This is a genomic window from Rhodococcus sp. 66b, from assembly GCF_002076325.1.
GTDB lineage: Bacteria > Actinomycetota > Actinomycetes > Mycobacteriales > Mycobacteriaceae > Rhodococcus_F > Rhodococcus_F erythropolis.
Map to the genome: position 1 here is coordinate 17,855 of NZ_MUZB01000023.1, position 25,123 is coordinate 42,977.

Genomic DNA, 25,123 nt, shown 5'->3' on the forward strand with positions numbered 1-25,123 from the left:
GACGGTGACGTGTTGACACGGGTGAGCGGCATCTTTCCCAATATGCACGTGACACCAACCTCCAGCGGATGTACGAGCCTGCACGGTCCCATAGCCGACTACGTCGAAATGAGGAGCATTATGGCTCGATTGGACTCGCTGGGGCTGACCATCGCCGAATTACGCAAGCTCCCAGACTGATCGGCCCTCACTCGACTGACTGGTGAGCGTCCGACACCAAGTGTCGAAGCTATGGCATCGAGGCTTTTACCTTGTTCACGGAGGGCGCGAGCGAGTGCGGAGCGTGTGGGGGGGTCATGACGGTGGGCGGCTTCGAGGCGGCGTGGGCGCGTTCGACGATCATGCGCCGTTCCATTTGGGCGAGAGCTGCCATGATGCGAAAGAGGAATTCGCCGCCTGCGGTGGCGGTGTCGAATCCTTCTGCGAGGAAACGGAATGCAATGCCGCGTTCACCGAGGTTGTGGACGGTGTCGATGACGTGGCGGACGGACCGTCCGAGGCGATCGAGTTTCCACCCGACGAGGACATCGCCGTCATTCTCGCGTAGGTAGTTCAGGCGTTCGGCGAGCTGGGGACGCGGCGTATTGGAACCGGATTCGTGGTCGGTGGAGAAGCGGATCGCTCCGGCTCGTCGGAGTGCGTGCTGCTGCAGTTTGGGATTTTGTTCGAGATCGAGATTTTCCGATTCGAAATACGAGAATGATAAATTACCTTGTGGCGCAACTATTTCCAACTCGACGAGGACTTCGCACGCCACGTGCGGACATCACTAGTCACCCCGGAACCCCCGCCAGCACTCCTGACACACAGCGAACAGAAAGTACTGCCAAAGCTCACCTCTGGCGATACCACCGAAGCCATCGCCGCTGACCTGTTCGTCTCCGTCAACACCGTCAAAACCCACCTGCGCGGAATCTATCGAAAATTCGACGTCAACACCCGCCGTGATGCCGTCCTCGTGGCACGCCGATACGGCCTCGTCTGAACCGGACACCAGACCTCCACCCCACCTGCCGAACCACCACTACACCCATCGACTAAGCGCCCCGCACCGAGCAACACGCCCCCTCTAGTGCTGCTAGATTCCATGCCACACACACCTACCACGCGACTGAGAGTTCCTCCTCTCACACCTGCCCGTTCGGGCTAGGTCACATACCGCGCAATCGTCGACAGACCTCGACCACCGAACACATGATCTAGGCGGGCGTGATGTCACCAAGCTTCCACGTTCGATCGAAATATGGTTCGAGAGGTCCGTAGAAGCGGAAATACGAGAACCAGTGCCGACCCGCAATGGTCTGAACCCAATTGGATTCCTTCCCTTCCGGAGCAGTCGGTCCATAGAAAAGATCTACCGAACCGTCCTCGTTGACAACAAGATCGGCATCTCGCGAGCCACGGTCGCCTCGCCCTTGCTCGTTGTCGATCAGGCACCGCGTGTCGATCGAGTAGACCGTCGCAGACCAGAACAGTTTTGCCGGGACATCGGCAGGTACGTGGAGTGTGTAGCTGTTTCCGCCGTCCAACCAGTGACCGTCAGCGTCGGAGTAACTACCCAGATATGCCTGACCGAGTCCAGGCGTCGTACTCTTCATCGCCTTGGAGAAGCTGACTGCCTCGTAGAACCACGACGCGCGTTCGTAGAACTCGTCGTAGTTGCCGCCTCGCTGAGCGGAGTTGTCCAGAACAATCGCCAAGTCCCACTGACGATCCGGCCAGTAGCGCGAACCGGGGAAGCGTTTGACAAAGGCATTCGCCTGAGCGAACACCACCCCCACTTCGACTGCCCGCTGCAAGATCTTCCGCAAGCGATCGTCCGGGGCAAACGGTTTGCCCCTCTCAATCCCCAGCTGCCGAAGCCACGCCATCGGGAACCGGTCGCGCTCTTCGACAGGTTCGTCCTGCACGATGTCGTGTAAAAGTTCCCAGTACCGAAGGTCTCGCGGCTGAATTCCGCTCCAGGGCTTGCCGTCCGGTGAGACCAGACGCGTCGGAGTCGGATTCTCACGATCGGAGTACGGGTACACCCGGACAGCGTCGACCAACGCGTCCGAGCGCGCCGGGTCCGGATCGAGCGTGCGGAAGCCGAACATGATGTGCATCATCGGGGAGCGGACAACCGTGTATTCACCTGTGTCCTCGGCACTCTGGCCTGGGCCGACTACCAGGGTCTTGCCGCCCTTGCCTGCATCGGGGCCCATCTCACCGAGCACCGCGAATTCTCGTTGCCAGAAATCTGCGATGCCCCCGGCGGTCGGCCCCGCCGGCAACTCGATTACCAACGGACCCGTTGTACCGAGATCGAAGAAGTTCAAGATGTACGGAGTCGTCGCGTTGGCGGTGATCAGGCCCAGTCGGTCACGATAGGAGCGGTAGACGACGATATCGGATGCAGTTGCTCCGAAGATGTTGGTATGCACGTCCATCCACTGCGCCCAGGATACGATGGGGATGGCCCACAAGTACGCCTGCACCGCAGTCTGGAAGTCGAGTTCGTCGAACACCGTCGCGATGTGGTCGCGAGCGGGAAGCTCTCCGTCCCTGGGGACAACTCCGGAGGAATACGTCAATTTGATGTCGGCCATACCCAGATGGTCCGGAAAAGAACCACGCCGCGAATCACCCACACCGGGTGAACCAGTAGTTCAGTGCGTCCAGTTCAGTGCCGGCATGGCAGCGTTCGGAGCCGAACAGCTTCTTCGCGGAGACAAAATAAGTTCTTCGGCAACCGCGCCCCGACGATCGAGGCGATCACCCGGTCCCAGCAGCGCCAAGTTACTGCAGATCGAGGTGCAACCGCAGCGCATCCTCGAGCGCGGCGAAAGTCTCCGTCCCGACCTTGCCGACCGGTTCAGGATCCAGACGCCGAACCGATACCGACCGTACCTGCTCCGCTTGCGCTTTCGACGCTCGCGCCAAACCTGACTCGTCGGACTCGACAATCACCTGAAACGGAAACACGTGCGCGGTATTGGTAGTCAACGGAACCACGGTGATCACGCCCCTGCCGAGATTTTCTGCAGTAGCGTTGGCCCGGTCGTTGCTCACCACCACCGCCGGTCGTCGTTTCGCCGCTTCACTGCCCTGCGCGGGATCGAGATCCACCCAGTGAATGTGCGCGCGGCGAATCATTCCGTGTCTGCCGTGACAGCGTCCCACACTTCATCTACGTCACCTTCGGCAAAGGCTGCAGCGTAGTCACGTTCGAGTCCGGACGTCGAGAGTAGGCGGAGCGCGGCTCGAATTCCTGCCGACCGGCCACGAAGTCCGTGATCACGCACATACTCGTCGAGTAGATGTGCATCCTCGTCAGGCAGACTTATGGTAAATTTCATGGTCATACTTTAAGCGTACCAAAGTATGATCTGGTGGTCACCGCGAAAACGGCTACACCGCCCCGCCAGTAAGAAAGAGCCATTCAAAGGAAGCAACCACCCCGACGCGTCTCCGAACCTCATAGCCACCCGGAGATGCCGTGCTGATTTGATGTACCTTCGCGGTCAACAACCCTGCGATCTGGACGAGCACCGTCGACATCATTCAGGAGTGGTGACCCAGGACCAGATCGCTGGCGTTTCGGTGATAGCGATCCGCGACTGCGCTAGCGAGGTGGCAGAAGTTGATCCAGAAGAACCTTGGCACCGGTAAGCGACAACGCTCGATTCGCCCGGCGCAACTCACGTAACGCGGCCAAAGGTTGCTCCGAAGCAAAAATTCCCTCTGCCGCCAGTACGTCTACAGCCCAACGCCTTCCGGCTTGGACCGTTTCATGCTTGAAGGCTACCGCCCTTCTACCGGGAGCGCCTGACGCAAACTCCGCTCTTGCAGACTCGGCGCTCAACAAGTCTCAGCCAACCGACGGCACTTCGGTGATGGCGTCGGCGGTCACGAGCATGTCGATCTCGACGCTGTTGGTTCCGTCGCCATCGGTGACGCGCACAGTTACCCCTGCCAGAGTCATTGGTCGTCGTGCATTTCCGCCCAGAATTTCAATTCAGATAGCGACTTCCATCGAAAATGGTTGTTACACAGTCACTTAAGAAAGAGAACTGACACAACTTGAAAGTTACCGGTGAGATATTTCCACTGTTACCGATCGCCATCCGAGCAACAAACCACGGGCCATCGGATCCCCGTCGCATGACGAAAGACGTGCGGGCCGATCCACATGATCAACTGTCGGCGCCGCCTCGGATGTCGTCGCGGTGCAGGGACGCGAGTTCGGCGAGGTGAGTTCCGACCCGATCAACCGGGGACACCAACCGTGACGAGATCGCGAGAACCTCTCCCTGCGCCCATCCCACCGCATAGGTCGGCGGATGCACACAACGGCCTAACGTGCGACCGTCGACCACGTCCAGCGCTGTCGTCTCGACAGCAGGACCCACACCACCATCAAAGGCCGAGAGCCGCGCGCTCATGGTGCGATGTTGAGCGTCCCCGTTCACCCTTCCGCGCTTACCCGTGGACATGCAGACCAATACAGTTACTGTGGACGCGTAGTCACACTTAGTTTACTGTGGGCACGTCTGAGATAGATGCCACAAAGGAGCCCGAAATGCAGTTCCTCGCACTTCGTCGCACGCGGCGTAACGCGCCATCTGTCCGCTCAACTACGGGGCGCAATACCGTCAACGAACGTCGCGATTACCACGACACTCTGCGCACACTGTCCGAGGCATCCTCGACAGGGCTCCACTTCGAGGCGTTCAAAGACATCGCCTGGAATTCGCCCGAGTTCGCCGCCCCCGCGGACGACCCAAGATGGACACTCCCCGCGGTCGACCCCTTGTCCCACACCGACTGGTACCGCGCGCTCTCACCCCAGGAACAACGGCGGGTTGCCCGGATTCGGCTCGCATCTATAACAAAGACCGGCTCCCAGTTCGAGCAACTGCTCCTTCTCGGCGGTACCCAGTTCTTGATGGGCCTGGCGAACGAGAACCCCGAATTCCGCTACTTCATGCACGAACTCACCGAAGAGACGCACCACATCCAGATGTTTCAGGAGTTCACCAACCGGGTGGCTCCGGAGGTCCACGGTGCCCCAACGTGGCTTGTCAAGGCCTTCCCCCTGGTCGGTTCGCTGGGATCGCTGTGGCCCAGTTTCTTCTTTCAGATCATCCTCGCTGGAGAGGAGCCGATCGACCACATCCAGAAGAGCATCATGCGCGGCGGTGGCATTCACCCGCTCACCGACCGCATCATGCAGATCCATCTCGCCGAGGAAGCACGTCACATCGGGTTCGCCCATGCATGGTTGCGCCATCACGCTCCGCGCATGAGCCGATTCAACCGCCTCGCACTCGGCCTCACCACGCCTGTAGTCATGCGCATAGGGTTTTGGTCCATCGTCGTCCCGAGCCGGCAGGACGCCACGTTGCTGGGTATTCCCCGCAATGTTCTGCGCGAGACCTATTCGATGCGCAACCCCGATTTCCGGCGACTCCTTACAGAGTCCTGCGCAGACGTCCGGAGCCTCGCCGACGCCAACGGAATGCGCACCCGGCTCACCCTCTGGTCCTGGCGGCTTACCGGAACCGACGGCCGGCTGTCGCGTTACCGCAACGAGCCGTCGAGGGCCGCGGCTTGACGATCTGCAACCCGCGACGCAGCTGCCCCTGTCCCACTTCGGCAGACAGCTGCGTTACCCGCTCATCGCGGTCGAGGGACTGGCGCACAGATATCAGCGCGCCAACCACAGGCCCACACCCGAATCGCCCCATCGAATTGTAGGAAGCGCATCCATCGAGGCCGAACCGGTGACGTCAGTGCCGGCCGAGTCATCAGTGCCGGCGGAGACGCAACATTTCCGATGCCGTAGCGAATTCGCTTTTGCTACTGCAGGTTTGGGTACAACGTACTGCGAGCGATGTTCAGCACTTCCGCGATTCGGTCATGGATACGCCGTCGGCCTTCATCTTGGACCGGCAATAGAGTCACAGGCCGACCGCGCCGAGCAGAGCTTCTCCTGGATCGACGACGGCAACAACGGCCGCGACGAACAGCAGCGCCATCGCAATGGTCATCACAGCACCGAGCGATCCGAGGACGACGAACATCCGACGGTGGGCACCGTTTGTCGTGTCCGACGACCTGTAGCGTCGGAAGGCGATGACGGTTCCGGTTGCGACTACAGCGATCACCCCGGCGATAGCGACAATCGCCGCCCAGTTGTAGTGCTCGACCTGTGTGAGCAACTCGAGCAGTGGCGGCCTGGAGTCTCCGCTGCGCACACCGTTCTCGATCAGAGACTGCGCTGTCTGCCCGTCCGAGTTGTCCGCGGAGAGCATCGGAAGCAGCGCGACTACGGGTGCGACCGTCGACTGGATGTTGAGCACAGCCACAGACACCGAAAACAATGACAGCACAGTCGTAGTGGCCGCCGCGACCACGCAACCTACGCCGGCCGTCAGAGATCGCCGCCACAGGGTCGTCGCGAGCAGACCCAGAACCGCGGTCAGCAGCACCGAGATGACGATCTTGATCGCGTGCCACTCGAACCAGTAGTCCACCATCTCCGCCAAGCCGAGCGGATAGGTGCGGACTCCGCTACCCCAGTAGTCGACCAAGCCGCGGCCGAGCAGCTCACTCATGACGGATTGATCCTGGAACTGCGGATAGCGTCCGCGTAACAACGCGGCCGGGCCTAGAACGAACGCGGCCACCAATGCCGCTCCGGCGCATGACAACGCAACGATCGACCAGCCGTTTCGGTTGACGGACGTACTCATTGACGACTCCCTTCCGGGAGAGAGTCAATCAGCAGGTACGCGGCTGCACATCCATCTGCAGTACTACATCTGACGAACGAGGTACCAGCTCAGGATTCGATGCTCTATCGACAGCCGCGCCGGACTCTGGCAATCATCACGCACGGCCAGGATCAACCCTGCACCCGCGATGAAGTCGGATTCGGCAACCCCATATCTGCATCGACCACGTTGTTGTGCATCGTTTTTGCCTCCACGTCCCCACTGGACGCAAAACGTGAGTTGCTCCCGCCGCGCCCATCCATACCGCCGCAGGAGGCGACCGTGATGCGATTGAGTAAGCGCCAAGAAGAGATCATCGAACGGGTCGCCGAAGGCTATTCCGGTAAAGTAGTAGCACGCTTACTCGGAATTTCACCCGAAACCGTGAGTCCCACCTTCACGCATAATCGATCGAACGGTCTGCAGGAATGCAGGTTTGAAGCGATCAGCGCTATTTGCGAACATCGAGTTGACGGCCACCGTGCAGGACACTGAATGCGTCCCGACACTCGGAACTCGCCCGTCAATCGTTCCGTCACAGCCGCGGCCGACCATTTCTACCGAGCACTGGGCCACAGAGTTCCGAGAGTCACAGCGTCGATTCGGATCGATTCGTAGGCCGACTACGATCTTCATCTCAACAGGGCCAGCGCATCACTACTGGTGAGATGATGCATGATCGTGGATGGGTAGTAAGGCACTCAGGTTCTCGGTGAGGCACTAGGAGGTGATCTGGGATTTTCACCGCCGTGGAGAAATACTACGAGAGATCGGGCGGGTCCTCGGCCAAACGATCATGTGTTCTGTGAACCATCCTGCTCAGGCAGCGACCGGTGCCGGGGGACGGTTCGCGAACTGTACGCCGCAGCCACACCCGCATGTAGTTCACTTAGTGCGGGTGTGGCTGTGGCGCAACTACATTCCGGGTCAGGGAGTGACGGTGATGCCGGGCGCGGAGTTGAACTTGAGCGCCCCGGTCATCTTCGCCGTTCCGGCTCCTGCTGCCGGGCAGGATGCGCTGCCCCCGTTGGAGGTGAAGTTCACCGTTCCGGTGTTGTTGGCGGTGACGGTATGTGTTGTGTTGCTGTAGGGCACGGGGCCGGCAGTGCTGGCGGTGACGTCGATGACGCAGCTACCAGCGACTACGTGAGCTCCACCGTTGGGGATTTTGATACTTCCCATCGGTGATCCACTGTCGGCGTTGACGTTCAGAGCCCAGGAACCGGCCGTGGTGATCGTTGCCGGCACACCTTCGAGGTCACATCCGGACAGTCCCACGCTCGCGATGTTGATGTTGATGCCGCCCGTTCCGGAGTTCACGTTACCGGGCGCTGCAGGGGTGGTTCCGGTTCCGCTGACGCTGGTGCAGTACAACTCGAGACCGCCAGTTGTCACGAAACTGAGCCCACTGCTGGTGGCCGTCACCGGAGTGGCTGTGGCGGGGCTGATCGTGGTGGACGCTGCTGCGATCCCGGATGCAGCGATGGTCAATGCGGCTGCTGCCCCGACGATCGCGGAGGCCTTGCCGAGCATTGTGCGTGATGACATGTGATGTGCCTTTCTGTCGAATACCTTTGGGGTGAACCGTCAGTCGAAAGAAATTCAGGCGGGTGTGATCTCTACCCGGCGGCTCCCATCTGCGCCACAGCTGCAGGTTCGGCTGCCTGCGCAGCGGAAGCTGCCGGCGGTCGTACCTTGCGCGCGGCGACGGTGTAGACGTCGCTGGAAGTGGTCAGAGAGTTCTTTCCGCTGGCCGAGGGGGTTCCTGCTCGCAGGTTCACCGCCCAGTTGAGTGCACCGAAGACCCCGCACCCGCTGGCGGCAGGAGCTGCGAAGAGATTGTCGGTGTGCTGAACGGCAGGGAACACTGCTCCGGGATATTCGCCGATGGGCTGCGAGGGCGGGTTACCGGTGGTCGTGAGGTGGAGGTTGATCGGGTTCGCCGTGGAGCCGAGATAGCAGTTGTTACCCAACAACGAGTTCGACAGTTTCAGTCGTACCGGCATCGTCAGCTCTTGATCGAGCACCTTGATGTTCGGTAGCCCAACAGCTTCGACTGTTGCGGTGATCTGGGTCAGATTCAGTGGAGTGTCGATTCCGATGGCGCCACCCGGGACGGAGATCGGGTTCGAGTACACCCCGTTTCGGCCGTCCGGCTTGGGGACGAAGGTTTCGACGAAGCTGCCGTCGGGTTGGGTGGCGTACTTGACTCCGCCGGCGATCTTGAGTCCGCCGTCGGGGACGGGCACGGTCAACCCCCCGATTTTCATCGAACCGCCGCGCACCACAACAGTCGCGCAGGTTGCGACATCGAGGTCTTCAACGGGGCATGACGACCACCCGTCGAACGTCAAAGGAGTAGCGGCGGGTGTACCGGACGAACCGAGCGAGGAATTCTCCTCAGCAGTAGCGACGCCTCCTCCTATCAATGCAAGGGCTGCAGCGATCGCCATCGTGGGGACAACTCGGGTTCTCAAGGCATTCTTGGACATTGGGCTCCTCAGGCATGGAATCGACGCACCGTACATCACTCGTTTTTGGTGTGTCGCGAGTCACATCTATGTGCTCGGAGCGAAGGCTACCGACCAGTAGTACTCGAAGTCACACAAACCGGAGAAAGTTCAACCCTTTCGGGGATGCTCTCGTACTTTTGGTGGCGTTTCATCGACGCTCAGCGGGGACTTTCGACTCTGTTCTGCCGTTGTGCGAGTACGAATGTTCCTTCTGTATGAGCGTTTTTCCCCGTGTGTAGAACCCTCGATCTGATTCCGGACACAGTCGTCGCCCTAGAGCTCAGGAGCGTTCGCCTTTGTCGGTGACGAACAGAACGACGCCGATGGCGCCGCTGAAGCGCTCACGGACGCGGTGCGGGTTGCGACGGTGTCACTGATACGGGTGAACACCTCCATATCTTCCTGCAAGGAGGCATGGGTGGTTCCGGCGCACAGGGTCCATCCGAGACGGTGTGCGGTGGGTGTCGGTGAGTTCCCCTTCGGGATGGCGGTCTTGACGATATCGCTGATGGCGTCCACCCGATGCGCAAAGTCGACGGTGGGGTCGAGGTGAGTTCATGCCGTCCGCAGATTGGTGGGTTCTCGACGATCTGGTGCGCGAGGGGTGAAGAACATTGCCAGCTGCTCCCCTGCTCCACTTCTCATGCCGACCGTTGCTCCGCCGACGGTTTCGTTGACGGAGCGGTACCAGTCCAAGATGAAGTGTTCGACGATCGCTCCCTTGGATGGAAAGTGGAAGTAGACAGCGCCTTTGGCAAGGACTGTACAGCCGCCGTTGCGGTGTCCTCGTTTCGTTCCGCTTCCGACAACTCAGCAATATTGTGGTCGTTCTTTCGCGGGCGTGAGGGTCGCGGATCGATTCCAGCTGACGGTCGGATCAGGGGCAACACTCTTGCGTTCCCACTCTCCGTGTCGTTTTCACGATCGAACGGCAAGCGGCTTAGTCCATTCCGACTTCCGTTACCAGATTGCGATTTCGTACGTAAATGCCAAGGACCACTGCCGGTGGTGTGATCGCTGTGGCCGCTGCAATAGCGGGCGCGAGGGGGTTGAACCCGAGACGTCCCCCACCGTCGAGGAACTCTTGTGCGGCGATTGATGCGCAACAGGAGTGGAACGCGTTTCCGCGGATGCGGATCACGACGACGACGGCGAGTGCGATGCAGAAACCCCGGTCCCATGTGTTCGCGTTGAGCTTGCTGACGGTGACGATGGCGATGGCGAAGATTGCATTCACAAATTTCGGCGAAAGTTCGCCGTTCGTGGCGCACAGCCGATATCGATCCAGGCCTTCATGGAAAAATACTGGCCATGCGCACAGGATTCGGAGCGTGGATTCGCGGCCAGATCGATGCTCGGGGCTACGAGAGCACCGAGGAGGCTGCGCGGGCACTAGGGGTGTATCCGTCGTTGTTGCGTCATTGGGCAACGATCGTGCGGTCGCCATCCCCGCAAGTTCTTCGGCAAGTCGCAGTGCTGTTCGATGCGCCGATCCAAGAAGTGCTGATTGCCGCCGGCTACATGACCGAAGAAGAGAACCGTCCCCTTTCCCCTACCAGGATGTCGCTGCAACAAATGTCGAACAAGCAAATCCTGGACGAAATACGGCGCCGCACAGCAGGAGACACTGGAGGTACCCCAATTCCAGTGCGAGTGAACGGAGTACTTCACACGCCGGATGGCTAGGGCAGTACATCTCAGGTGTTCAACTTGTTCGAACGGGCCCTGCAGTGGACCGAATATCATCGAGCCGCGTAATCGCGCCACCCGCCAGACGCACTCGCTACGGGGAACCACGTGGAGAGTGGTTGGACAGCCTGGTGTCTTCGGCGACCGCAGTCCTACGTAATCGTCCCGCTCCCTAGGCACTCAGTCGCTGCAGAGTGAGGTTCAACTGCAGCGCCTCTCGATCGAGCGGAAGGTTTACGTAGCCCTCACCCAATTGGGCATCCCGCAACCTCGACGCCTGCTCCACACCAGGAAATTTACCGAACTCCGCGACAATCCGCTTCCGACACAGCCTGCCAGCTACCGAACTCAGGAGAACTCCTACGAGTTCGTGCGGAGAACCTTCTAGTCCGCGGCAGCAAGATTTTCGTCGTTGGCGAATATCAGTCGCCCGTCATCGAGTGCGATCGCCCACCGATGCACGGGAGCCCAATCTCGCCCCACCGATCCGGAATCGATGACCATGTCGGCGTAGTCCTCAATGACTACGCCCGTACATACCGCGCTCCCCTCGGTCTCGATTCCAGGCGCCGTAACACTGACCCTGGAACCGACACCTATCGCACCGCTGGTTTTCCCGTTGTTCTCGGTCATACATCTGATTCTCGCAGAGCAACTCCGCAGTAATTCACAGGGGCAAATATCCCGCGCGTGTCGACACAGTTGACGTAGACCAACATTTCCCTGTCCTGTTGCCCGAGAAGAAGGGACGTCTAGGTCGCCATTGCACCGACTCGTCGAGGTCGCATTTGCACCCTCTTCTCGGATATCGCTCACAGGCGCGTTGTCAGCCGAAGCTACTGCGGCGTCATCGGCGAAAACCGGCATCCTGGCCACTTCGCCTGTCGAGTGTCGTGGCGTCGAGCAGCATCGAAATTGATTCCGCACCAACGCTGATACTTGGCGTGCTGGAGCGGGCAACATTGCGGGAGCGACCATCGTTGTTTGCCGGTCGCCGCCCCCGAGATTGAACTGGTTGTTGATGGTATTCGAAAACCGTTTCGCGTTCGACCGGACAATCCGCCCACGCGACTCAGCCGCTGCACTTGCTTGGTAAACAGGTGACCTCGTCTGTCCCCGACTTCGTCAACACAACCTCCGAAACAACCGTCCCGCTTGAGTCGGCGGAAACGGCCTCAACGGACCCAATAGGTTCACGTTCGCCATCGACGGAAATGCGTTGTCCAGGATGGACATCCGCGCCTAATCTCCGAACGAGTAAACCCGCCCCGAGAACGCGGATCGATACACGCGCATCAGGTACAGAATCTTCCCGCGATACCCGCCGCGGGATGGGACGCGACCGAGCTACCGATAGCTACTCCTTCGGAACTTCCCCCAGGGCTCCGATGGGGACATGGAAGGTGACGAGCGCTCCGGCCGAGACGAGGAATGCCCTCTCGGCGCCATCGATCGTCGCACGAATCAAGCCGGATCCTTCCCCGTTCATGATGGTCTCAGCTTCCGACATCAGATGCTTCACCTCGGCGACAGACAGCTCGTAGCCGTCTGAACCGTATTGGAAAACGGCCTCAGTCAGCTCTGGTTTGTGATCGGGATTTCGGTGCTTCACGTTTCCTAGTCTGGCAACGCCAACTGAACAAGAGGTGGCCCAACCGGATCACGGCTGCCCAGGCCGTCCCGGTTGAGCCAAGCGTGCCCGATCTAGCCCACTCAGTCGGCACGCGGGACTCGGTGGTCCCTCGGGGCCCCACCGTTAGCCGGAGCGGAACGAGCGCACCGATTACGGCACGCGGACCAGATGCCCGCCAGCGCCGGAGCGCAACCGCAGCTCGGTGGGCGGCGCGCACGAACTGTCGGGGCCGGGCACGTAATCTTGGTGGTCCGCCGACATCACCTGTAAACACCCGTCGGCGGACCAAGCGTGTCGGGTCCGATGACAGTTCGACACGCAGATGCGCGGTCACCGGTGAGAACAGGTGGCGTTCATTCCGATGGACCACACCACTAATGCCCCACCCATTCACATTGCAAACATGGGAGGTCCGTCCGATCGCTCGTCAGTAACCACCGGACGGACCATGCGCACCCCTGCCGGACTAGGGGCACGCACTCAGGTGACCCGCGAACTTACATGGTGACGTCTGTCCGAAGGGCCGATACCGTGCTGCCCACAACTTCAGGGTATTAAACACGAGGGGCCCGCCGACCTGTGCCGCACAGTGTCGCGGGGCCGTGCCCCGCTCAATGCCTGGCAGGAAGTGCGCGCGATCACCGGCCCACCTGGCTGCTCGTCAGCAACATCCGGGGTTCGACTCGCGCCCGAACTCTACTGAGGGCAGTTTCCGCGTCGCGTCTGATGCACGTGACGGGCGGCCAGGAACTACGGTTCGCCCGCCGGCGCGGGACGAGACGCAACGCGTGTCGAACGCACAATCGCCCCGATGCTCACTGTCACGACCACAATGATGATTGCGATCGCCATTGCTCGCCCTCCCTCGACTACTACTCCATCACGTGCGGTGAGCGGACTGCGGACACTGATGGCGCGCTGCGGTCCACCTAGGCCGGAGGTTGCTTCGACTTATACCCTGCCCACAAAGCCACCTCATTCGGTTGCTGAATGTTAACAACGTGGCGTTAACTGCAGTGAGAAGAACCAGACGAAACCCCAACGTGGATCGACGATCGTCCCCGAGGTCGTCAGAAGGGGCTTGACCCGATGACGCAGGATCACCAAGCCATAGTTGGGAACAACTCTGCCGAACCGTGCGCCTTACTGTGGCCACCGCGATGGGGAACGGAGAAACCTAACCTGGTGACTCGGTTCTGGGTTCCGACCATGCTCTTCGTCTCCGGTGCGTTCTTCGCGGGCTTGGGGGTGGCGACCGGCGTTGTAGCTTCCGTTCCGCCCACTTGTCGAGCGTGCGCACTAGATCGTGCAACTCATAGGCAAGGTCCATACCTACTAACTTAAGATGTCAAGTTAGTAGGCGCGACTGCACCGCGGTGACCCGTCGCACCTGAAGCGCAGACAAAATACTCGACAAGAGGGCGATCGAAGCAGCCGCGGGTCGGCCGCACCTACCTGCATTCGGCGATCGACGGGAACACCCATCCGGCGTACACCCAGCGCGCTTGCGCCGACCTCACCGAATCAACCCTTCGGCGAGCTCGGCGACGAATTCCATGATCACTTCCGCGATGCGCCTTCCGAAGCGGCGAAATCTACCACCATGCGGTCGAGTCATGTCGCCCCCTCAATCGAAAACGCGAAAGGCGCAGGAACATCAAATTTTGCAGGGTCGCAAACCGGATCCGTGAACCACCGTAAGCGGCACCCCTATATCCACTCCCGCAACTCGGCACCGGGTGCGTTCGGCGGAAGCGTGCTGCTACTTCCATGAAGAGCGATGAATCACACTCCCCGGCTTCACATACCAAAAACCACGACGGTTTCTCCGCGCCGAGGACGACACCAAGATCGTCCCGACTGATCAAGGAGCGGTTGAATCGGAAGTCGACACCGACGTACGTGCTTTCGCGGCCGCTAAATCGTTCGAGGCAAGCCACGCACCATCCGACCGTCACCACCTTCGCCCCAGGGGCGAGCACCGCCCGGATACCGGCATCTCATCCCCGCGCCGCGGGACGCTCACGTGCTATCACCGCGTTCACGCGATCGCGGGTGATCCTTTGCTGCGCCGAAGTCGAAATGCTCACATTCTCAGGCATTTTGGGTCCACTCCGTCTCTTGCCACTGCTCGCCGCAGCCACGGTGCCGAGTGGGTGCATCGTGCGGTACAGATGCTCCGACGCTGGGATGATCTCGACCATCGCATCGATCATTTCCTGCGGATCAGCCTGACCGACCAGGGAATCACCGAAGTCCGGCATCCGGCCTTGTCCGCGTCGTACCACTGCACGTAACTTTCCGCTCCGGTGTCGTTGAAGGCCGTTCCGAACACACCCGGATTCACCGTTGCGGCTTTGACCCCGAACGGCTCCAACTCCACCTTCGTCGAACCTGCGAGCGCTTCGATGGCATGCTTCGTCGCACAATAGACACCCAAGAGCGGAGCAACAAGGACGCCGCCCATCGACGACATCCACACGACCTTACCCGCACCACGGGCGAACATCTTCGGAACGATAGCCTGCACCAACTGCAGATGCTCGAAGACGTTGATAACGAACGACTCCCGCGCACGCTGCAACGGAATGTCCACAGTCGCACCGCCCTCCATCACACCGGCGTCGAGCACCAACACATCCGGATCGAAGGACCCCTCATGCTCGATAGCGATGCCTTCGAGCAAGTGGTGACGAGCGGAAGATCACTCCACGCCACCTTTCGACTCCGGGCCATAATGAATTGTTGTCACCACTGCAGCGCGACATGACTTCCGTTACTCCAGCGCGTCGTGGCTACTCAGTTGCGCCAGAACACCGCCAGCGCAATGACACCGAGTATGCCCCAGATGAGGGAGACCCATCCGATGACCACGCCAGCCTTCGCGATTCCCGCTCCGCCTTCTCCTGACGTTGCGATTTGGCGCTGCGCCTTTTTGCCGGCGACGATTCCGCCGATAGAGAGGATGAACACGAAGGTAACGAACGACAGGATGGAAGCCGCAAGACTGAGGACAGCCAGGGTGTTGGTTTTGGTCGGGGTGAGATTGGAGGTACTCATTGTGCTCACTTTCGGTTGAGTCGCATGGTGCATGTCGACCAATGTTCAGGTGCAGGTCAGCGGTAGTCGCACGTTGCCACGAGTCGTGAGTGGCGAGAAGTTTCCGCTTGAAGAGGATCGGCCCGCGGCAGCGCGGACGCTGGATCGGTCTGGCCCGCGGTGGGATGCGAACGGTAGCGGCGACCCGATGAATCGTGTCGGACTCCGCTTTGCCGGGCGAACTACTTTGGCAGGTTTGCAGAGAAATCAGAGTGCGCGTAGCCCGATGACCAGTCCGTCTTTCGTGCACGTGGAAGGAGTGGTGGTGTCTGGTTGGGAGTTGCAGCTCCAGCCGTCGATGGCGGCGACGTCGGTCGGTGCGATTGTGGTGACGTAGGCGGTGGCAACGGTGATGGCCTCGGTGCATCCGACTCGGCCGGCGGCGCCGCCGACGGCGATCACCTGTCGTGTGTTGCCGGCGGCGTCCGTGACTGGGCCGCAGTGGACGTCCTCGACGGTGTCGGCCGGCGCAGGGGCTGGGGGTTCGGTGCTGTTGGCCGGTTGTGGGGTCGAATTCGGGTCGAGTGTGCGGATCGCCGCCGGGGCGGGCGGCGGGGGGGAGGCGGGTGCAGCTTGGCCGCGGAGCCCTATCGTGAGGGCTCCGTTCGTGCAGATGTGCGGGATTGTGCTGTCGGGTTGTGGTTCGCAGGTCCAGCCGTCGACGACGGCGGAGTCGCCGGAATGTTGGGCGCTGACGTAGTCGCTGGTAACGGTGATGGCCTCGGTGCAGCCTGCTCTGCCGGCAGCGGAGGCGAAGGCGATCACGTTGGCGGTGGCGCCGTTGGATCCGGTGATGGTGCCGCAGTCGATGTCGCGCAGTGGCGCCGGGGCGGGAGTCGGGGGATGCGCAGGACTTGGGCTGGGGAGGGCGGCTGCATTGGGGCCGGTGAGGTTGACGGCAGGGGCTGCTGCGTGTGCTGTGGTGGTTGCTGGGGTGGTCGATGAAGAGGCATGCACGGAGGTAGTGGCCGGGGCAGCAGAATTGTCGGTGCTGCAACCTGTGACGGTGGCGGTCAGCAACGCTCCTGCCAGGAGGGCACTACGGTATGTCAGTTTCACGGGGGCTCCTGTTTCGATGGGAAAACATGGGACGGACCAGCTCGCGGCGAACATGTCGAGACCGGGATTCGGATGAAGGGTCGGGTGTTTGCTCAGGTTGTGAAGACGTCGTTGAGGGTGACCATCGCGAGATCGCGTTCTTTGATGATGTCCACGAGTTGGCCGTAAACGTGGGTCACAGGCGGGTGATTGGCGTGCCCGATGATGATCGACTGCGCCGTGAAGTACTTGTGGGCGCATTCGAGGAGGTATTGCTCGGTGATCAATCCAGAGTCGGAGAGCGACCCGTACCAGAGGGTGGGCACGGTGTAGCCGTGATCGGCGGCGATCGTGTCGACGGCGGAGTCGTGGTACCCGAAGGGAGGCCGATAGAAAGGGGAGCCGTCCACTCCGAAAGTGTTGAGTAGGAATGTTTTCGTGCGCGCGAATTGTGCGGCAGCCGCGGACGAGGACAGGGATGTCAGGTCCGGGTGGTCCCAGGTGTGGTTGCCCAGTTGGATCTGGCCGCTGTCGACGAGGGGTCGCAGCGACTGTTTGTGTACGGTCCACCCGTCGTAGATACCGGTAACGAAGAAGGTGAACCGGGCGCCGGTGTCTTCGGCGAACCTGATGTACGCGCCTACGACATCGGCGTCGGCGCCGTCGTCGACGGTGAGGGCGATGTTGTTGCCCCGACCGGGGATCGCGGTGAGGGCGCCGGGGGGGACGGGCACACGCGCGGAAGGCAGCGGGGGCCCCGGCATAGCGGAGGTCAAGGGGGGCGGCGGCGCGATGGGTGCATCGGGCATCGCAGTTTCGGGTGCGATCGCGTCCCCACCGTACGCTCGCGAGCATCCTGTTGCCGCCACGGCTGTTCCCGCCGCAAGCATGGCCATGAATCGTCGTCTATCCATAGTGGGGCACCGCATTTCGAGAGTTGAGAAATGGTCGAAGATTCCTCGCAACGTCGGCGAGGGTGATCGTCGAGTGTGTCGGTTGGATCGCACCTGTTGCAGCAGCGGTTCCCGGGGCCGGGGCCCGATCCACCTCGCGGCTGTTGGCGGTGTATCGCTCACGCTCACCTCGCGGTGACAGGACAGAGTGTGCGCGTTCGCGTGCAGCTGACAGACGCAGTCCTGATCCTGTGAATCTCCCGCGAGACCAGGAGCGGAAATGTGCAGGTGGTCCCGCTGATTCGGCGATCACGTCTGCGCGCCGAGATGCACGAACCGAGTTCCCTTGTCACGGAGCGGCGCCAGCGCGGCACGCATCCCTGCCGCTGTGCCACCAGAGGGCTGATTCATGTGCGCTAGCACGATCGCTCCGTCCGGCGCAGTGGTCAGCTGGTGCGTGACCGCAGTACTGGTGGCGGTGGCACCGGCATCGGCGTTGACAGCGAATCCGGCCAGCTGGATTCCGCGGCTGTGCGCGATCTCTACGGCGACATCATCGTAGTGCGCAGTACCGGAACGGAACCAAGTACTGCGCACCCCGACGGCGTCGTACAGGTAGCGGCGATTGAACTCGATTTCCTCGGCCACAGCAGCAGCGGTGGCCGTGCCGGCGATGCCGTACGCGGCGCGGCCGGTGACCGAGAGTGGTACGTGACGCGTTCCGTGGTTTTCCAGCTGGAACAAGGGATCGGACGCGAGTTCGGCCGCTAGGGAAGGGTTCGACCTGATCCACCGTTCGTTGAGGAACAGCGTTGCCGGTACGGCAAATTCACGCAAGAGTTCGAGCAGTGGGTGATCGACTGCCGAACCGCGAGGTCCCCCACATGCATCGAACGTCAATGCGAGTGTGGGCCGGCCATAGTGCGTGGGGACGCTCGCGTGTATTCCCGGTAGGTGTGTGCCCCAGTCCGTCGGTGTCCGGTAGTCGTCGGCGGTGGTTTCGGGTGTGGTTGTGCGGCGATCACGTTGGTCATCGCCGAGGGTCTCGGCTGGGGGTGGATCGGTCGGGGAGGCGGATTGGTCCGGGCTAGCTCGATCCGTTGTTGTGCGTGATGTGTGCGCGCACGCCGACAGCGCCGCAACCGACAATGCGGCTGTTGCGAGGAATCCGCGGCGGGTCGCCGTGGCTGCGGTGTGAAGTGATCGAGGGTTCATGGCGGCTCAGGTTGTCCCGTCAGTTCCCGGCGCCGTGGTTGGGATTGGTGCAGATGGTGCCCTCGCAGGGCACGACTGCGTTTCCGCCCTGCGGGTCTTCGATCACTGTTCCGCCGTTCCCTTGCGGGTCGGTTCCTGCGCCGTGGTCGGGGTTGGTGCAGATGGTGCCCTCACACGGAACCGATGGGTTGTCCGCAGTGGGCGTTGCCGGTGATCCTCCGGCGCCGGGCTTGGTTCGCACAGCGGTGCTCGGCGAGGGCTGCGGTGACTCGGCACTGGACTGCGGGTGGGTACTAGTGACCGAGGTCGAGCTCGTGGTGGGCTGCGGTGACGTGTCCTCGTCGGAACATGCGGTCGAAAGCATCGCGACGGCGGCGATGAGCACGGTGGCAGCGATTGTTCGAAACACTGTGTACGGCCTTTCATTACGGGTTACGCGGACGATTCGGTGCCGTGTCTCATACCGGGCCTACTGCGACCGGAGGCAGGTGTTGCCAGTGAGTGAGCATCTCTGGATCTTGCATTTCCATCCACGCGGTCACGTCCGAATAGGTGGCGCAGTAGGTCTCCGGCAGACCGCACACCTCGGCCATGAAGTCGGCAGTCGCCGGATTGAAGGCGTTGCCGTTCCAGTCGTTGAAGTGGTTCGCGATCACCAACGGCGCGCGATTCCCGTTGTAGGCTTGCTCGAACATGTAATCGTATGTGCCCTTGGCGATATCGTGGCCGCGCCGGGTGGTGTGAGGTTCGTCCTTGGCGCCGTTGAGGGTGAACCAGAAGTTGTAGTCGAGTGCTGTCTGGTGCTTACCGAGCGGCGGTGAGTACACGTAAGGGATTGGGAATTCCCAGATTCCATCGATCAAGTACGGCCAGGAGATCCCCGGGTGGGAGGCCGGCTTCGATGAGTCCCACGTCATGCCGAATTCATGCCATGCCGGGATCATCTGATTCAAAGACCCTTCAAGGCACTGGGTTCGACCGCCTCGGACAGCTTCCGGACCGAACAGCAAATCAGGACCGTGGGTGATGTCATTGTTGGTGCGCCAGTTCGCCATGAGCGAGAAGAACTGATTCAACTCGTGCGTCCATTCGGAGCTCGTCCACTGATCGCCGTGTGACCCCGATCCCTTGCAGAAGTGCCCGACGTAGTGGGTGCCCATCTCGTGCCCTGCGAGCCAGGTGCGGTTGAGGTACTCGACCTGCTCGAGAACAGCCTCCTTGTCCCCGCCGAATGCGATCGCGGCTTTACCTGTGGGGTGTCCTGGCCCCTGGTAGCGGTCGGCGTTGTCGTCGGTGAGGAAGTACAAGCCGGTCATCAGTGCCGAGAACCGAGCATCGACGCGCTGTGCGGTGTCGAGAAACATGTCCCAGTTCGGGGTCAACCCGACACCGTCGAACGAAAACAAGACGAACTGCGGCGGTTTCTGGCCTGGCGCGAGTTTCGTCATCGGAACATTGGACTCAGTACGCACAGGTTGAGGTGCGAGCGGGATCGCCGATGTAACATTCCCGCCGGGCACCTTCTGCTCGGCGACCGAAGTATCGATCGCGGGGACCGGATACCCGCTCTCGACGCGGGAACACCCCATCACGAGCAAGGCGGCTACAGTCGCCAAGACCGAGAAATGAAGGCGTCGGGACACAGTTCTATCCCTCCTGCACAATGCATTAGCGAGTTCATTCCACTCGACGTGACTGATCTCCGGGCCGGAATTTTCGGATGCGTTTGTAGTACTTCACGTCGACTGGTGATCTCCACGTTCTTTGATGCACGAAGTTGTCTGTAACTATTGATATCTGTAACTATGCCCAACAGCGCAGATGAATATCGTCTTTGTCGAGTTCCCTCTCGCCACTGGAACGATAACCGACGCGGTGAGCAGTTTGTCGCACGTACGGCTTTCATACAGGTGTGTCAGGAGCGATCCGCCATCCCGATGGCTTTGCAGATCGTGCCGTTGCCCCACATTTGCCCAGATGGAGGACGCTTTCCAGAAATTCCACAAGTCCTACTTGTGGAATGCGCGGAATATTTTGTTGATTTCAGACATTCGCAATCCGATTTATCGCTCTTCCTGCGCAGACGCATGCCCTCCTCGCAGGAACTCCGGCAATGTAATGGGCTGTGGTCTGGCGCATCCTCGGTGTGCCCCGTCCAGTGTGTTGTTCGACGTGTTGTTCGACCCGCCACACACTTCCCGGCAACGATTTTCGACCGAGCGCGATTTCCGAAGTTGGCGCAGCGCACCGACCCTGCAGACGTCCTTGCCATCCGACCGTCCGATGATTGTCATGCATACGCTGATGATCGCGATTGTGTGGGTACTGGCGCCTGTTATCAAGTGTTCGCGCAGCGCATGGTGAGCTGCTGAACGAACACACGGAAAAGCACACATGGGGCTGACCAGGCGCTGGTCTCCGCCTCGGTGGCACCCGCGGTAATCGTCGGCAACGTGACTGCAGTACTAAGTCATGGACTCCGCCAACGACGATTCGATAATTGCCACTCGCGCCTCCAGATTTGCCACTGCAACGACAAGTCCGGGAAGGATGGCTTCTACCAAGCTGATGTCAGAATTTTCGGCAATCAACTCGAGCGCTCGTTCCCTTGCTTCACGAACGGCAACCGCGGAGTCCGGAAGTGGCCATCCCATCACCGCTTCGGTCATGCTCTCGACGTACTCTGTTTCGTTCACAGCATCCTTCTTCCCTACATAGGACCGCGGCAGTCACACAACCCGTCTTGACGCCTACGACGGCATCACCGGCGGACAACACCTGGGATGGCGACCCAAACATGCAGCAGCGCCAAGCGACAACGCTTCCTCCCGCTAATTTGCCGAAAAGACTGCCACATGAATGGCCTCGTCGACTTCGCGGTGTCTGCCGTGAATCTTCTCTGTCCTGCGACACGAATCAGCGTATTCGATTAACGCGCGACACACGCACTGTGTGGTGACCCCACGCGATACGTGCCAACTTGGTGTCGTGAATTGCGCGTTATCTTCATGACCCTCCAGCATCCGGCGCGGGCTCTAACCGTATTGTCGTGCCCGGGGAGCGTCGCATTGGTTGGACAACCCGCACTGGTGCATTGTGTCTGTCAATGCAACGGTTCCGCATACGGTAAGGACCGGGATGACGGCCTCGCAATTGGCGGTAACCTTCCGAGTCGGAGAGTTTCGTTAGTGCTGCGAACTCGTGTATGCGTGTGAGCGCGCCAGATCACCGATCTGTTCTCCCCACCACGCGGTCCCGCATCGAACGCTGCATCCACGATGCGGCATCGCACCACGGATTCCCCGACGAAGGAATGGCATGAGTAGTGAAGTACGCACCTCTGAACCTGCCTCTGCACAGGAGCCTGCTGCGCCTCTGTCTGCCGCAACGCCCAAGGACGATCACACGGTGCAGGCATTCCGCCGGGTAGTGCTGCGCTTCCCCCTGACGTTCGCTGTGGTCTGCGCGCTTTTGGTGATCGGTGTTGTGTCCCAGGGTTTGTGGAGGTCCGTCGAGGATGCTTCGTGGTTCGACTCGGTCGCCTACGGCGTGCCTGCCTTTCAGGAAGGTCGCTGGTGGACAGTTCTTCTCGGACCGTGGTTCGGGCTGACCCCGGCCCAGAACATTTCTCTCATACTTCTGGTCGGAGTGGGTCTCGGAGTTGGCGAATGGCGACTCGGTTCCCGAAGGACGGCGCTGACAGCCGCGGCTGGGCAGTTGGTCGGCGTCCTCGGAACGTGTGCATTTCTCGCGCTCGGTAAGTCAGTGGAGTGGGAATGGGCCGCCGAGGTGGCCGAGGCTTTGGACGTGGGATGCACAACTGCAGTGGTGGCGGTTCTGGCTGCGGCGACGGCTACGGTCAAGTCGCCGTGGCGATTACGCACAAGAATACTGCTGTGTAGCTATGTCATCGTCTCCTTTCTGTTCTTGGGTCGTTTTGCCGATCTGACGCATCTTTTCGCCTTCGTGACGTTTCTGCTCGCTGGTGAGAAGTGGTTCTCGCGCAGCGAGCGCGGTGTTCGTCCCCGGACCCGCCGGGAAGCGCGGCTGGTATCTGCATTTGGTGTGTGGTTGATCGCAGTCGTGCACATCGTGGTGTATTTCTTCCCTGGCAGTGGTCCTTTCGGACCCACATCTGCGCACCAGGTTTCGGCGTGGTCGACCGTGTTTTCAGTGGTGGTGGCGGGTGTGCTGGGGGAGTTTCTACGCCGCGGCCGCCGATGGGCTTGGCACCTGACCGTGTTCTATGCGGTCTTCGTTGCGGTGCTCACTCTGGTGGTTCTGATTCTCGTTGTAGTCAACGATTTCGAGAGTGTCGGGGCGGTCACGGCCGGTACCGGGCTGCTGTGGGCTGGTGAGGCCGTACTGCTGATCGCAGGTCGGAGCGCCTTCACCGTGCCGTGGCGACGGCGAGTTGACGGCGCGCGGGGCGCGGGCGGCGACGTGATCGAAGATGTCAAGTCTTCGATACGTCGGCACGGCGGAAGCACGATGTCATGGATGATCACCTGGGACGGCATGAATTACTACTTCGGGGCCGAGAACAACGGGTTGATCGGCTACCGACGCCATGCCGGGACGATCATCGCTCTGGCGGACCCGGTCTCCTCCGATGTCGAGCAATCCGCGTTGATTGGGGACTTCGTTCGCTTTTGCGAGACCCAGGGGACGACGCCGTGTTTCTTCTCTGTGTCCGCCGCTGTCGCTGATCGCGTCCAGGAATTGGGTTGGCAGGTACTCCAGATCGCGGAAGACACCATCATCGATTTGCCGGACTTACAGCTCAAAGGCAAGAAATGGCAAAATGTTCGATCCGCACTCAACAAGGCGGAGAAAGCTGGCACGTCCTTCGTGCTCGGTAAGCTCGGTGAACAGTCCGATCAGTTGCGGACGCAGGTCCGTGAGATCTCCGAACAGTGGGTCGGCGAGAAAGAGCTACCCGAGATGGGGTTCACTCTCGGAACCGTGGAAGATGCGCTCGACCCGGATGTGCGCATCGCGCTCGCCGTTGATTCCTTCGGAATTGTCCAGGCAGTACTGTCGTGGCTGCCTGTGTACGGCGCGCAAGGATTCGTCCGCGGATGGACTCTTGATGTCATGCGTAAACGAAGCGGGCCGGGCGCGAACAACATGATCGAATTCTTGATCGCCCGCTCGGCTCTGTCATTCAAAGACGAAGGGGCTCAGTTTGTTTCACTTTCCGGCGCACCGTTGGCCCGAGCAACTGGCGATTCCGACATTCATGGACTCGACAGGGGGTTGGACATGCTCGGACAAGCCCTCGAACCGTTCTACGGATTCCGCTCGCTTCACCAGTTCAAGGCAAAATTCAACCCTCGATTCGAACCGGTCTTCCTGTGCTTCCGCGATGAGGCCGACCTGCCTCGCATCGGTCTGGCCATTTCCCGCGCATACCTACCGACCGCGACACCGCGACAACTCATCGCTCTGATGCGGAGCACTGGAGAATGACCGATTGGTTCGCGACAGCGATTGTCGGTCCAGGCCGACTTCCGCTGTTCTTCATGATGCTCGCATTCGCCACTGCGTTTGCGTTCATCCGGATCAGCACCCGAATGATCCGCGCGGACGTGCCATGGTGGCCTGGAAACGTCACTCCAGGTGGTCTCCACATTCATCATGTGGTGTTCGGGTTGGTCATGATGCTCGTGTCCGGCTTCGGATTCATCGCGCTCGCCAACTATCACACGCCGGCGGCGAACTGCGTGCTGGCAGCAGTCTTCGGTGTCGGTGCGGCGCTGGTACTCGATGAATTTGCCCTTGTCTTGCACCTTCGGGATGTGTACTGGACTGAGGAAGGTCGCACGAGTATCGATGCAGTCTTCGTCGCGTTCGCCATTACCGTGCTGTTCGTTCTGGGTGTGCATCCACTCGGGTTCAGCGGCGCCGACGTCGACACAGACGATGCGGCAACGACGATCGCGAGCATCGTGCTCCTCGTCGTTCAGTACGGCCTCGCGACGATCGTGTTGCTCAAAGGAAAGATTTGGACCGGCCTGTTCGGGCTGTTCTTTCCTCCCCTTCTCGTCATCGGCGCCGTCCGCTTGGGACGCCCCCGCTCCCCTTGGGCACGGTGGCGATACGGTTCTCGGCCAGAGAAGATGCGCCGCGCGAATCGCCGAGAAGACACACTGCGCGGTCCTGCCAATCGCGCGAAAATACGAGTCCAGGAAGCTCTGGCCGGTCGATTCGACGGCGATTCGACATCATGATCAGCGATGTAGGTATCCCCCACCCGCGGCGGTGCGGAACATTCCCGATGCG

23 protein-coding genes and 1 pseudogene are annotated in these 25,123 nt (G+C 60.7%); 5 read left to right on the forward strand and 19 right to left on the reverse strand.

Going from position 1 to position 25,123, the window contains the following annotated elements; genetic code table 11:
- Nucleotides 1–229: 229 nt before the first annotated feature.
- Nucleotides 230–757 carry a recombinase family protein gene (locus B0E55_RS29230; protein WP_198538468.1) on the reverse strand — a complete coding sequence of 176 codons (528 nt, stop codon included), beginning with the start codon at nt 755–757 and terminating at the stop codon, nt 230–232.
- Between B0E55_RS29230 and B0E55_RS29235 the strand changes: the two genes are divergently transcribed.
- Nucleotides 758–985, forward strand: coding sequence for a response regulator transcription factor (locus tag B0E55_RS29235; RefSeq protein ID WP_019749911.1), 228 nt, complete (start codon nt 758–760; stop codon nt 983–985). It begins immediately after the preceding gene.
- A gap of 214 nt (nt 986–1,199) precedes the next feature.
- Here the strand turns inward: B0E55_RS29235 and B0E55_RS29240 are convergent, their stop codons facing one another.
- The 4 genes from B0E55_RS29240 to B0E55_RS29255 form a co-directional block, all read right to left on the reverse strand.
- Nucleotides 1,200–2,588 (reverse strand): DUF1254 domain-containing protein, encoded by a 1,389-nt coding sequence (locus tag B0E55_RS29240; protein WP_019749912.1) that lies wholly within the window; start codon nt 2,586–2,588, stop codon nt 1,200–1,202.
- Nucleotides 2,589–2,778: 190 nt separating this feature from the next.
- Complete coding sequence (locus B0E55_RS29245) at nt 2,779–3,135, reverse strand: type II toxin-antitoxin system PemK/MazF family toxin (RefSeq protein ID WP_019749913.1); 357 nt, start codon at nt 3,133–3,135, stop codon at nt 2,779–2,781.
- Nucleotides 3,132–3,338: a ribbon-helix-helix domain-containing protein gene (locus B0E55_RS29250; protein ID WP_241896167.1), complete on the reverse strand. Its 207-nt coding sequence runs from the start codon at nt 3,336–3,338 to the stop codon at nt 3,132–3,134. The genes B0E55_RS29245 and B0E55_RS29250 overlap by 4 nt, the downstream gene beginning before the upstream one ends.
- 837 nt (nt 3,339–4,175) lie before the next feature.
- Entirely contained in the window at nt 4,176–4,424 is a 249-nt protein-coding gene (locus tag B0E55_RS29255) for a hypothetical protein (protein WP_125461329.1), read from the reverse strand.
- A gap of 137 nt (nt 4,425–4,561) precedes the next feature.
- Between B0E55_RS29255 and B0E55_RS29260 the strand changes: the two genes are divergently transcribed.
- Nucleotides 4,562–5,596: an AurF N-oxygenase family protein gene (locus tag B0E55_RS29260; RefSeq protein ID WP_080910983.1), complete on the forward strand. Its 1,035-nt coding sequence runs from the start codon at nt 4,562–4,564 to the stop codon at nt 5,594–5,596.
- A 346-nt stretch (nt 5,597–5,942) separates the two neighbouring features.
- Here the strand turns inward: B0E55_RS29260 and B0E55_RS29265 are convergent, their stop codons facing one another.
- On the reverse strand, nt 5,943–6,737 hold the full coding sequence (locus B0E55_RS29265) for a hypothetical protein (RefSeq protein WP_019749918.1): 795 nt from the start codon (nt 6,735–6,737) through the stop codon (nt 5,943–5,945).
- Nucleotides 6,738–6,836: 99 nt separating this feature from the next.
- Here B0E55_RS29265 and B0E55_RS29270 point away from each other — a divergent pair, with 99 nt between their 5' ends.
- A complete protein-coding gene (locus B0E55_RS29270) occupies nt 6,837–7,253 on the forward strand; it encodes a LuxR C-terminal-related transcriptional regulator (protein WP_019749919.1) in 417 nt (138 codons plus the stop codon).
- 432 nt (nt 7,254–7,685) lie between these two features.
- On the opposite strand, the gene B0E55_RS29275 is transcribed toward B0E55_RS29270, so the two are convergent.
- The 13 genes and pseudogenes from B0E55_RS29275 to B0E55_RS29350 all read right to left on the reverse strand — a co-directional run bounded on the left by B0E55_RS29275 (nt 7,686) and on the right by B0E55_RS29350 (nt 21,534).
- Nucleotides 7,686–8,306, reverse strand: a complete 621-nt coding sequence (locus B0E55_RS29275; RefSeq protein WP_241896168.1) for a hypothetical protein — start codon at nt 8,304–8,306, stop codon at nt 7,686–7,688.
- 71 nt (nt 8,307–8,377) lie between these two features.
- The gene (locus B0E55_RS29280; protein WP_019749922.1) at nt 8,378–9,250 is read right to left on the reverse strand and encodes a hypothetical protein; all 873 of its coding nucleotides are present in this window, start codon (nt 9,248–9,250) and stop codon (nt 8,378–8,380) included.
- 961 nt (nt 9,251–10,211) lie between these two features.
- Nucleotides 10,212–10,508 carry a hypothetical protein gene (locus B0E55_RS29290; protein ID WP_080910984.1) on the reverse strand — a complete coding sequence of 99 codons (297 nt, stop codon included), beginning with the start codon at nt 10,506–10,508 and terminating at the stop codon, nt 10,212–10,214.
- Nucleotides 10,509–11,344: 836 nt separating this feature from the next.
- The gene (locus tag B0E55_RS29300) at nt 11,345–11,593 is read right to left on the reverse strand and encodes a hypothetical protein (RefSeq protein ID WP_080910986.1); all 249 of its coding nucleotides are present in this window, start codon (nt 11,591–11,593) and stop codon (nt 11,345–11,347) included.
- Between the two features lie 724 nt (nt 11,594–12,317).
- Nucleotides 12,318–12,572 (reverse strand): hypothetical protein, encoded by a 255-nt coding sequence (locus tag B0E55_RS29305; RefSeq protein WP_019749929.1) that lies wholly within the window; start codon nt 12,570–12,572, stop codon nt 12,318–12,320.
- Between the two features lie 2,115 nt (nt 12,573–14,687).
- A pseudogene (locus B0E55_RS29310) lies at nt 14,688–15,282 on the reverse strand (SDR family NAD(P)-dependent oxidoreductase); the annotation flags it as partial.
- Nucleotides 15,283–15,392: 110 nt separating this feature from the next.
- Nucleotides 15,393–15,653 carry a DUF4190 domain-containing protein gene (locus B0E55_RS29315; RefSeq protein ID WP_019749932.1) on the reverse strand — a complete coding sequence of 87 codons (261 nt, stop codon included), beginning with the start codon at nt 15,651–15,653 and terminating at the stop codon, nt 15,393–15,395.
- Between the two features lie 246 nt (nt 15,654–15,899).
- Nucleotides 15,900–16,751 (reverse strand): hypothetical protein, encoded by an 852-nt coding sequence (locus B0E55_RS29320; RefSeq protein ID WP_029538855.1) that lies wholly within the window; start codon nt 16,749–16,751, stop codon nt 15,900–15,902.
- Nucleotides 16,752–16,843: 92 nt separating this feature from the next.
- Entirely contained in the window at nt 16,844–17,644 is an 801-nt protein-coding gene (locus tag B0E55_RS29325; protein ID WP_241896170.1) for a polysaccharide deacetylase family protein, read from the reverse strand.
- 288 nt (nt 17,645–17,932) lie between these two features.
- Nucleotides 17,933–18,838: a polysaccharide deacetylase family protein gene (locus B0E55_RS29330; RefSeq protein ID WP_019749935.1), complete on the reverse strand. Its 906-nt coding sequence runs from the start codon at nt 18,836–18,838 to the stop codon at nt 17,933–17,935.
- A 19-nt stretch (nt 18,839–18,857) separates the two neighbouring features.
- On the reverse strand, nt 18,858–19,247 hold the full coding sequence (locus B0E55_RS32340; RefSeq protein WP_019749936.1) for a hypothetical protein: 390 nt from the start codon (nt 19,245–19,247) through the stop codon (nt 18,858–18,860).
- A gap of 49 nt (nt 19,248–19,296) precedes the next feature.
- The gene (locus B0E55_RS29340) at nt 19,297–20,286 is read right to left on the reverse strand and encodes a polysaccharide deacetylase (RefSeq protein ID WP_037134867.1); all 990 of its coding nucleotides are present in this window, start codon (nt 20,284–20,286) and stop codon (nt 19,297–19,299) included.
- Between the two features lie 1,017 nt (nt 20,287–21,303).
- Nucleotides 21,304–21,534: a hypothetical protein gene (locus B0E55_RS29350; RefSeq protein ID WP_019749939.1), complete on the reverse strand. Its 231-nt coding sequence runs from the start codon at nt 21,532–21,534 to the stop codon at nt 21,304–21,306.
- 622 nt (nt 21,535–22,156) lie between these two features.
- Here B0E55_RS29350 and B0E55_RS29355 point away from each other — a divergent pair.
- Both B0E55_RS29355 and B0E55_RS29360 read left to right on the forward strand, forming a co-directional pair.
- Nucleotides 22,157–24,310: a bifunctional lysylphosphatidylglycerol flippase/synthetase MprF gene (locus tag B0E55_RS29355; RefSeq protein ID WP_080910988.1), complete on the forward strand. Its 2,154-nt coding sequence runs from the start codon at nt 22,157–22,159 to the stop codon at nt 24,308–24,310.
- Nucleotides 24,307–25,071 carry a hypothetical protein gene (locus tag B0E55_RS29360; protein WP_051119222.1) on the forward strand — a complete coding sequence of 255 codons (765 nt, stop codon included), beginning with the start codon at nt 24,307–24,309 and terminating at the stop codon, nt 25,069–25,071. The genes B0E55_RS29355 and B0E55_RS29360 overlap by 4 nt, the downstream gene beginning before the upstream one ends.
- Nucleotides 25,072–25,123 lie beyond the last annotated feature (52 nt).

Excerpts from the sequence above, each read along its gene's own strand:
- B0E55_RS29270 (WP_019749919.1), top strand. The coding sequence starts at position 6,837 with ATGCTCTATCGACAGCCGCGCCGGACTCTGGCAATCATCACGCACGGC.
- B0E55_RS29340 (WP_037134867.1), bottom strand. The coding sequence starts at position 20,286 with ATGACGAAACTCGCGCCAGGCCAGAAACCGCCGCAGTTCGTCTTGTTT.
- B0E55_RS29280 (WP_019749922.1), bottom strand. The coding sequence starts at position 9,250 with ATGTCCAAGAATGCCTTGAGAACCCGAGTTGTCCCCACGATGGCGATC.
- B0E55_RS29325 (WP_241896170.1), bottom strand. The coding sequence starts at position 17,644 with ATGGATAGACGACGATTCATGGCCATGCTTGCGGCGGGAACAGCCGTG.
- B0E55_RS29275 (WP_241896168.1), bottom strand. The coding sequence starts at position 8,306 with ATGTCATCACGCACAATGCTCGGCAAGGCCTCCGCGATCGTCGGGGCA.
- B0E55_RS29255 (WP_125461329.1), bottom strand. The coding sequence starts at position 4,424 with ATGAGCGCGCGGCTCTCGGCCTTTGATGGTGGTGTGGGTCCTGCTGTC.
- B0E55_RS29260 (WP_080910983.1), top strand. The coding sequence starts at position 4,562 with ATGCAGTTCCTCGCACTTCGTCGCACGCGGCGTAACGCGCCATCTGTC.
- B0E55_RS29355 (WP_080910988.1), top strand. The coding sequence starts at position 22,157 with ATGAGTAGTGAAGTACGCACCTCTGAACCTGCCTCTGCACAGGAGCCT.
- B0E55_RS29315 (WP_019749932.1), bottom strand. The coding sequence starts at position 15,653 with ATGAGTACCTCCAATCTCACCCCGACCAAAACCAACACCCTGGCTGTC.
- B0E55_RS29250 (WP_241896167.1), bottom strand. The coding sequence starts at position 3,338 with ATGAAATTTACCATAAGTCTGCCTGACGAGGATGCACATCTACTCGAC.
- B0E55_RS29245 (WP_019749913.1), bottom strand. The coding sequence starts at position 3,135 with ATGATTCGCCGCGCGCACATTCACTGGGTGGATCTCGATCCCGCGCAG.
- B0E55_RS29330 (WP_019749935.1), bottom strand. The coding sequence starts at position 18,838 with ATGAACCCTCGATCACTTCACACCGCAGCCACGGCGACCCGCCGCGGA.
- B0E55_RS29360 (WP_051119222.1), top strand. The coding sequence starts at position 24,307 with ATGACCGATTGGTTCGCGACAGCGATTGTCGGTCCAGGCCGACTTCCG.
- B0E55_RS29300 (WP_080910986.1), bottom strand. The coding sequence starts at position 11,593 with ATGACCGAGAACAACGGGAAAACCAGCGGTGCGATAGGTGTCGGTTCC.
- B0E55_RS29240 (WP_019749912.1), bottom strand. The coding sequence starts at position 2,588 with ATGGCCGACATCAAATTGACGTATTCCTCCGGAGTTGTCCCCAGGGAC.
- B0E55_RS29265 (WP_019749918.1), bottom strand. The coding sequence starts at position 6,737 with ATGAGTACGTCCGTCAACCGAAACGGCTGGTCGATCGTTGCGTTGTCA.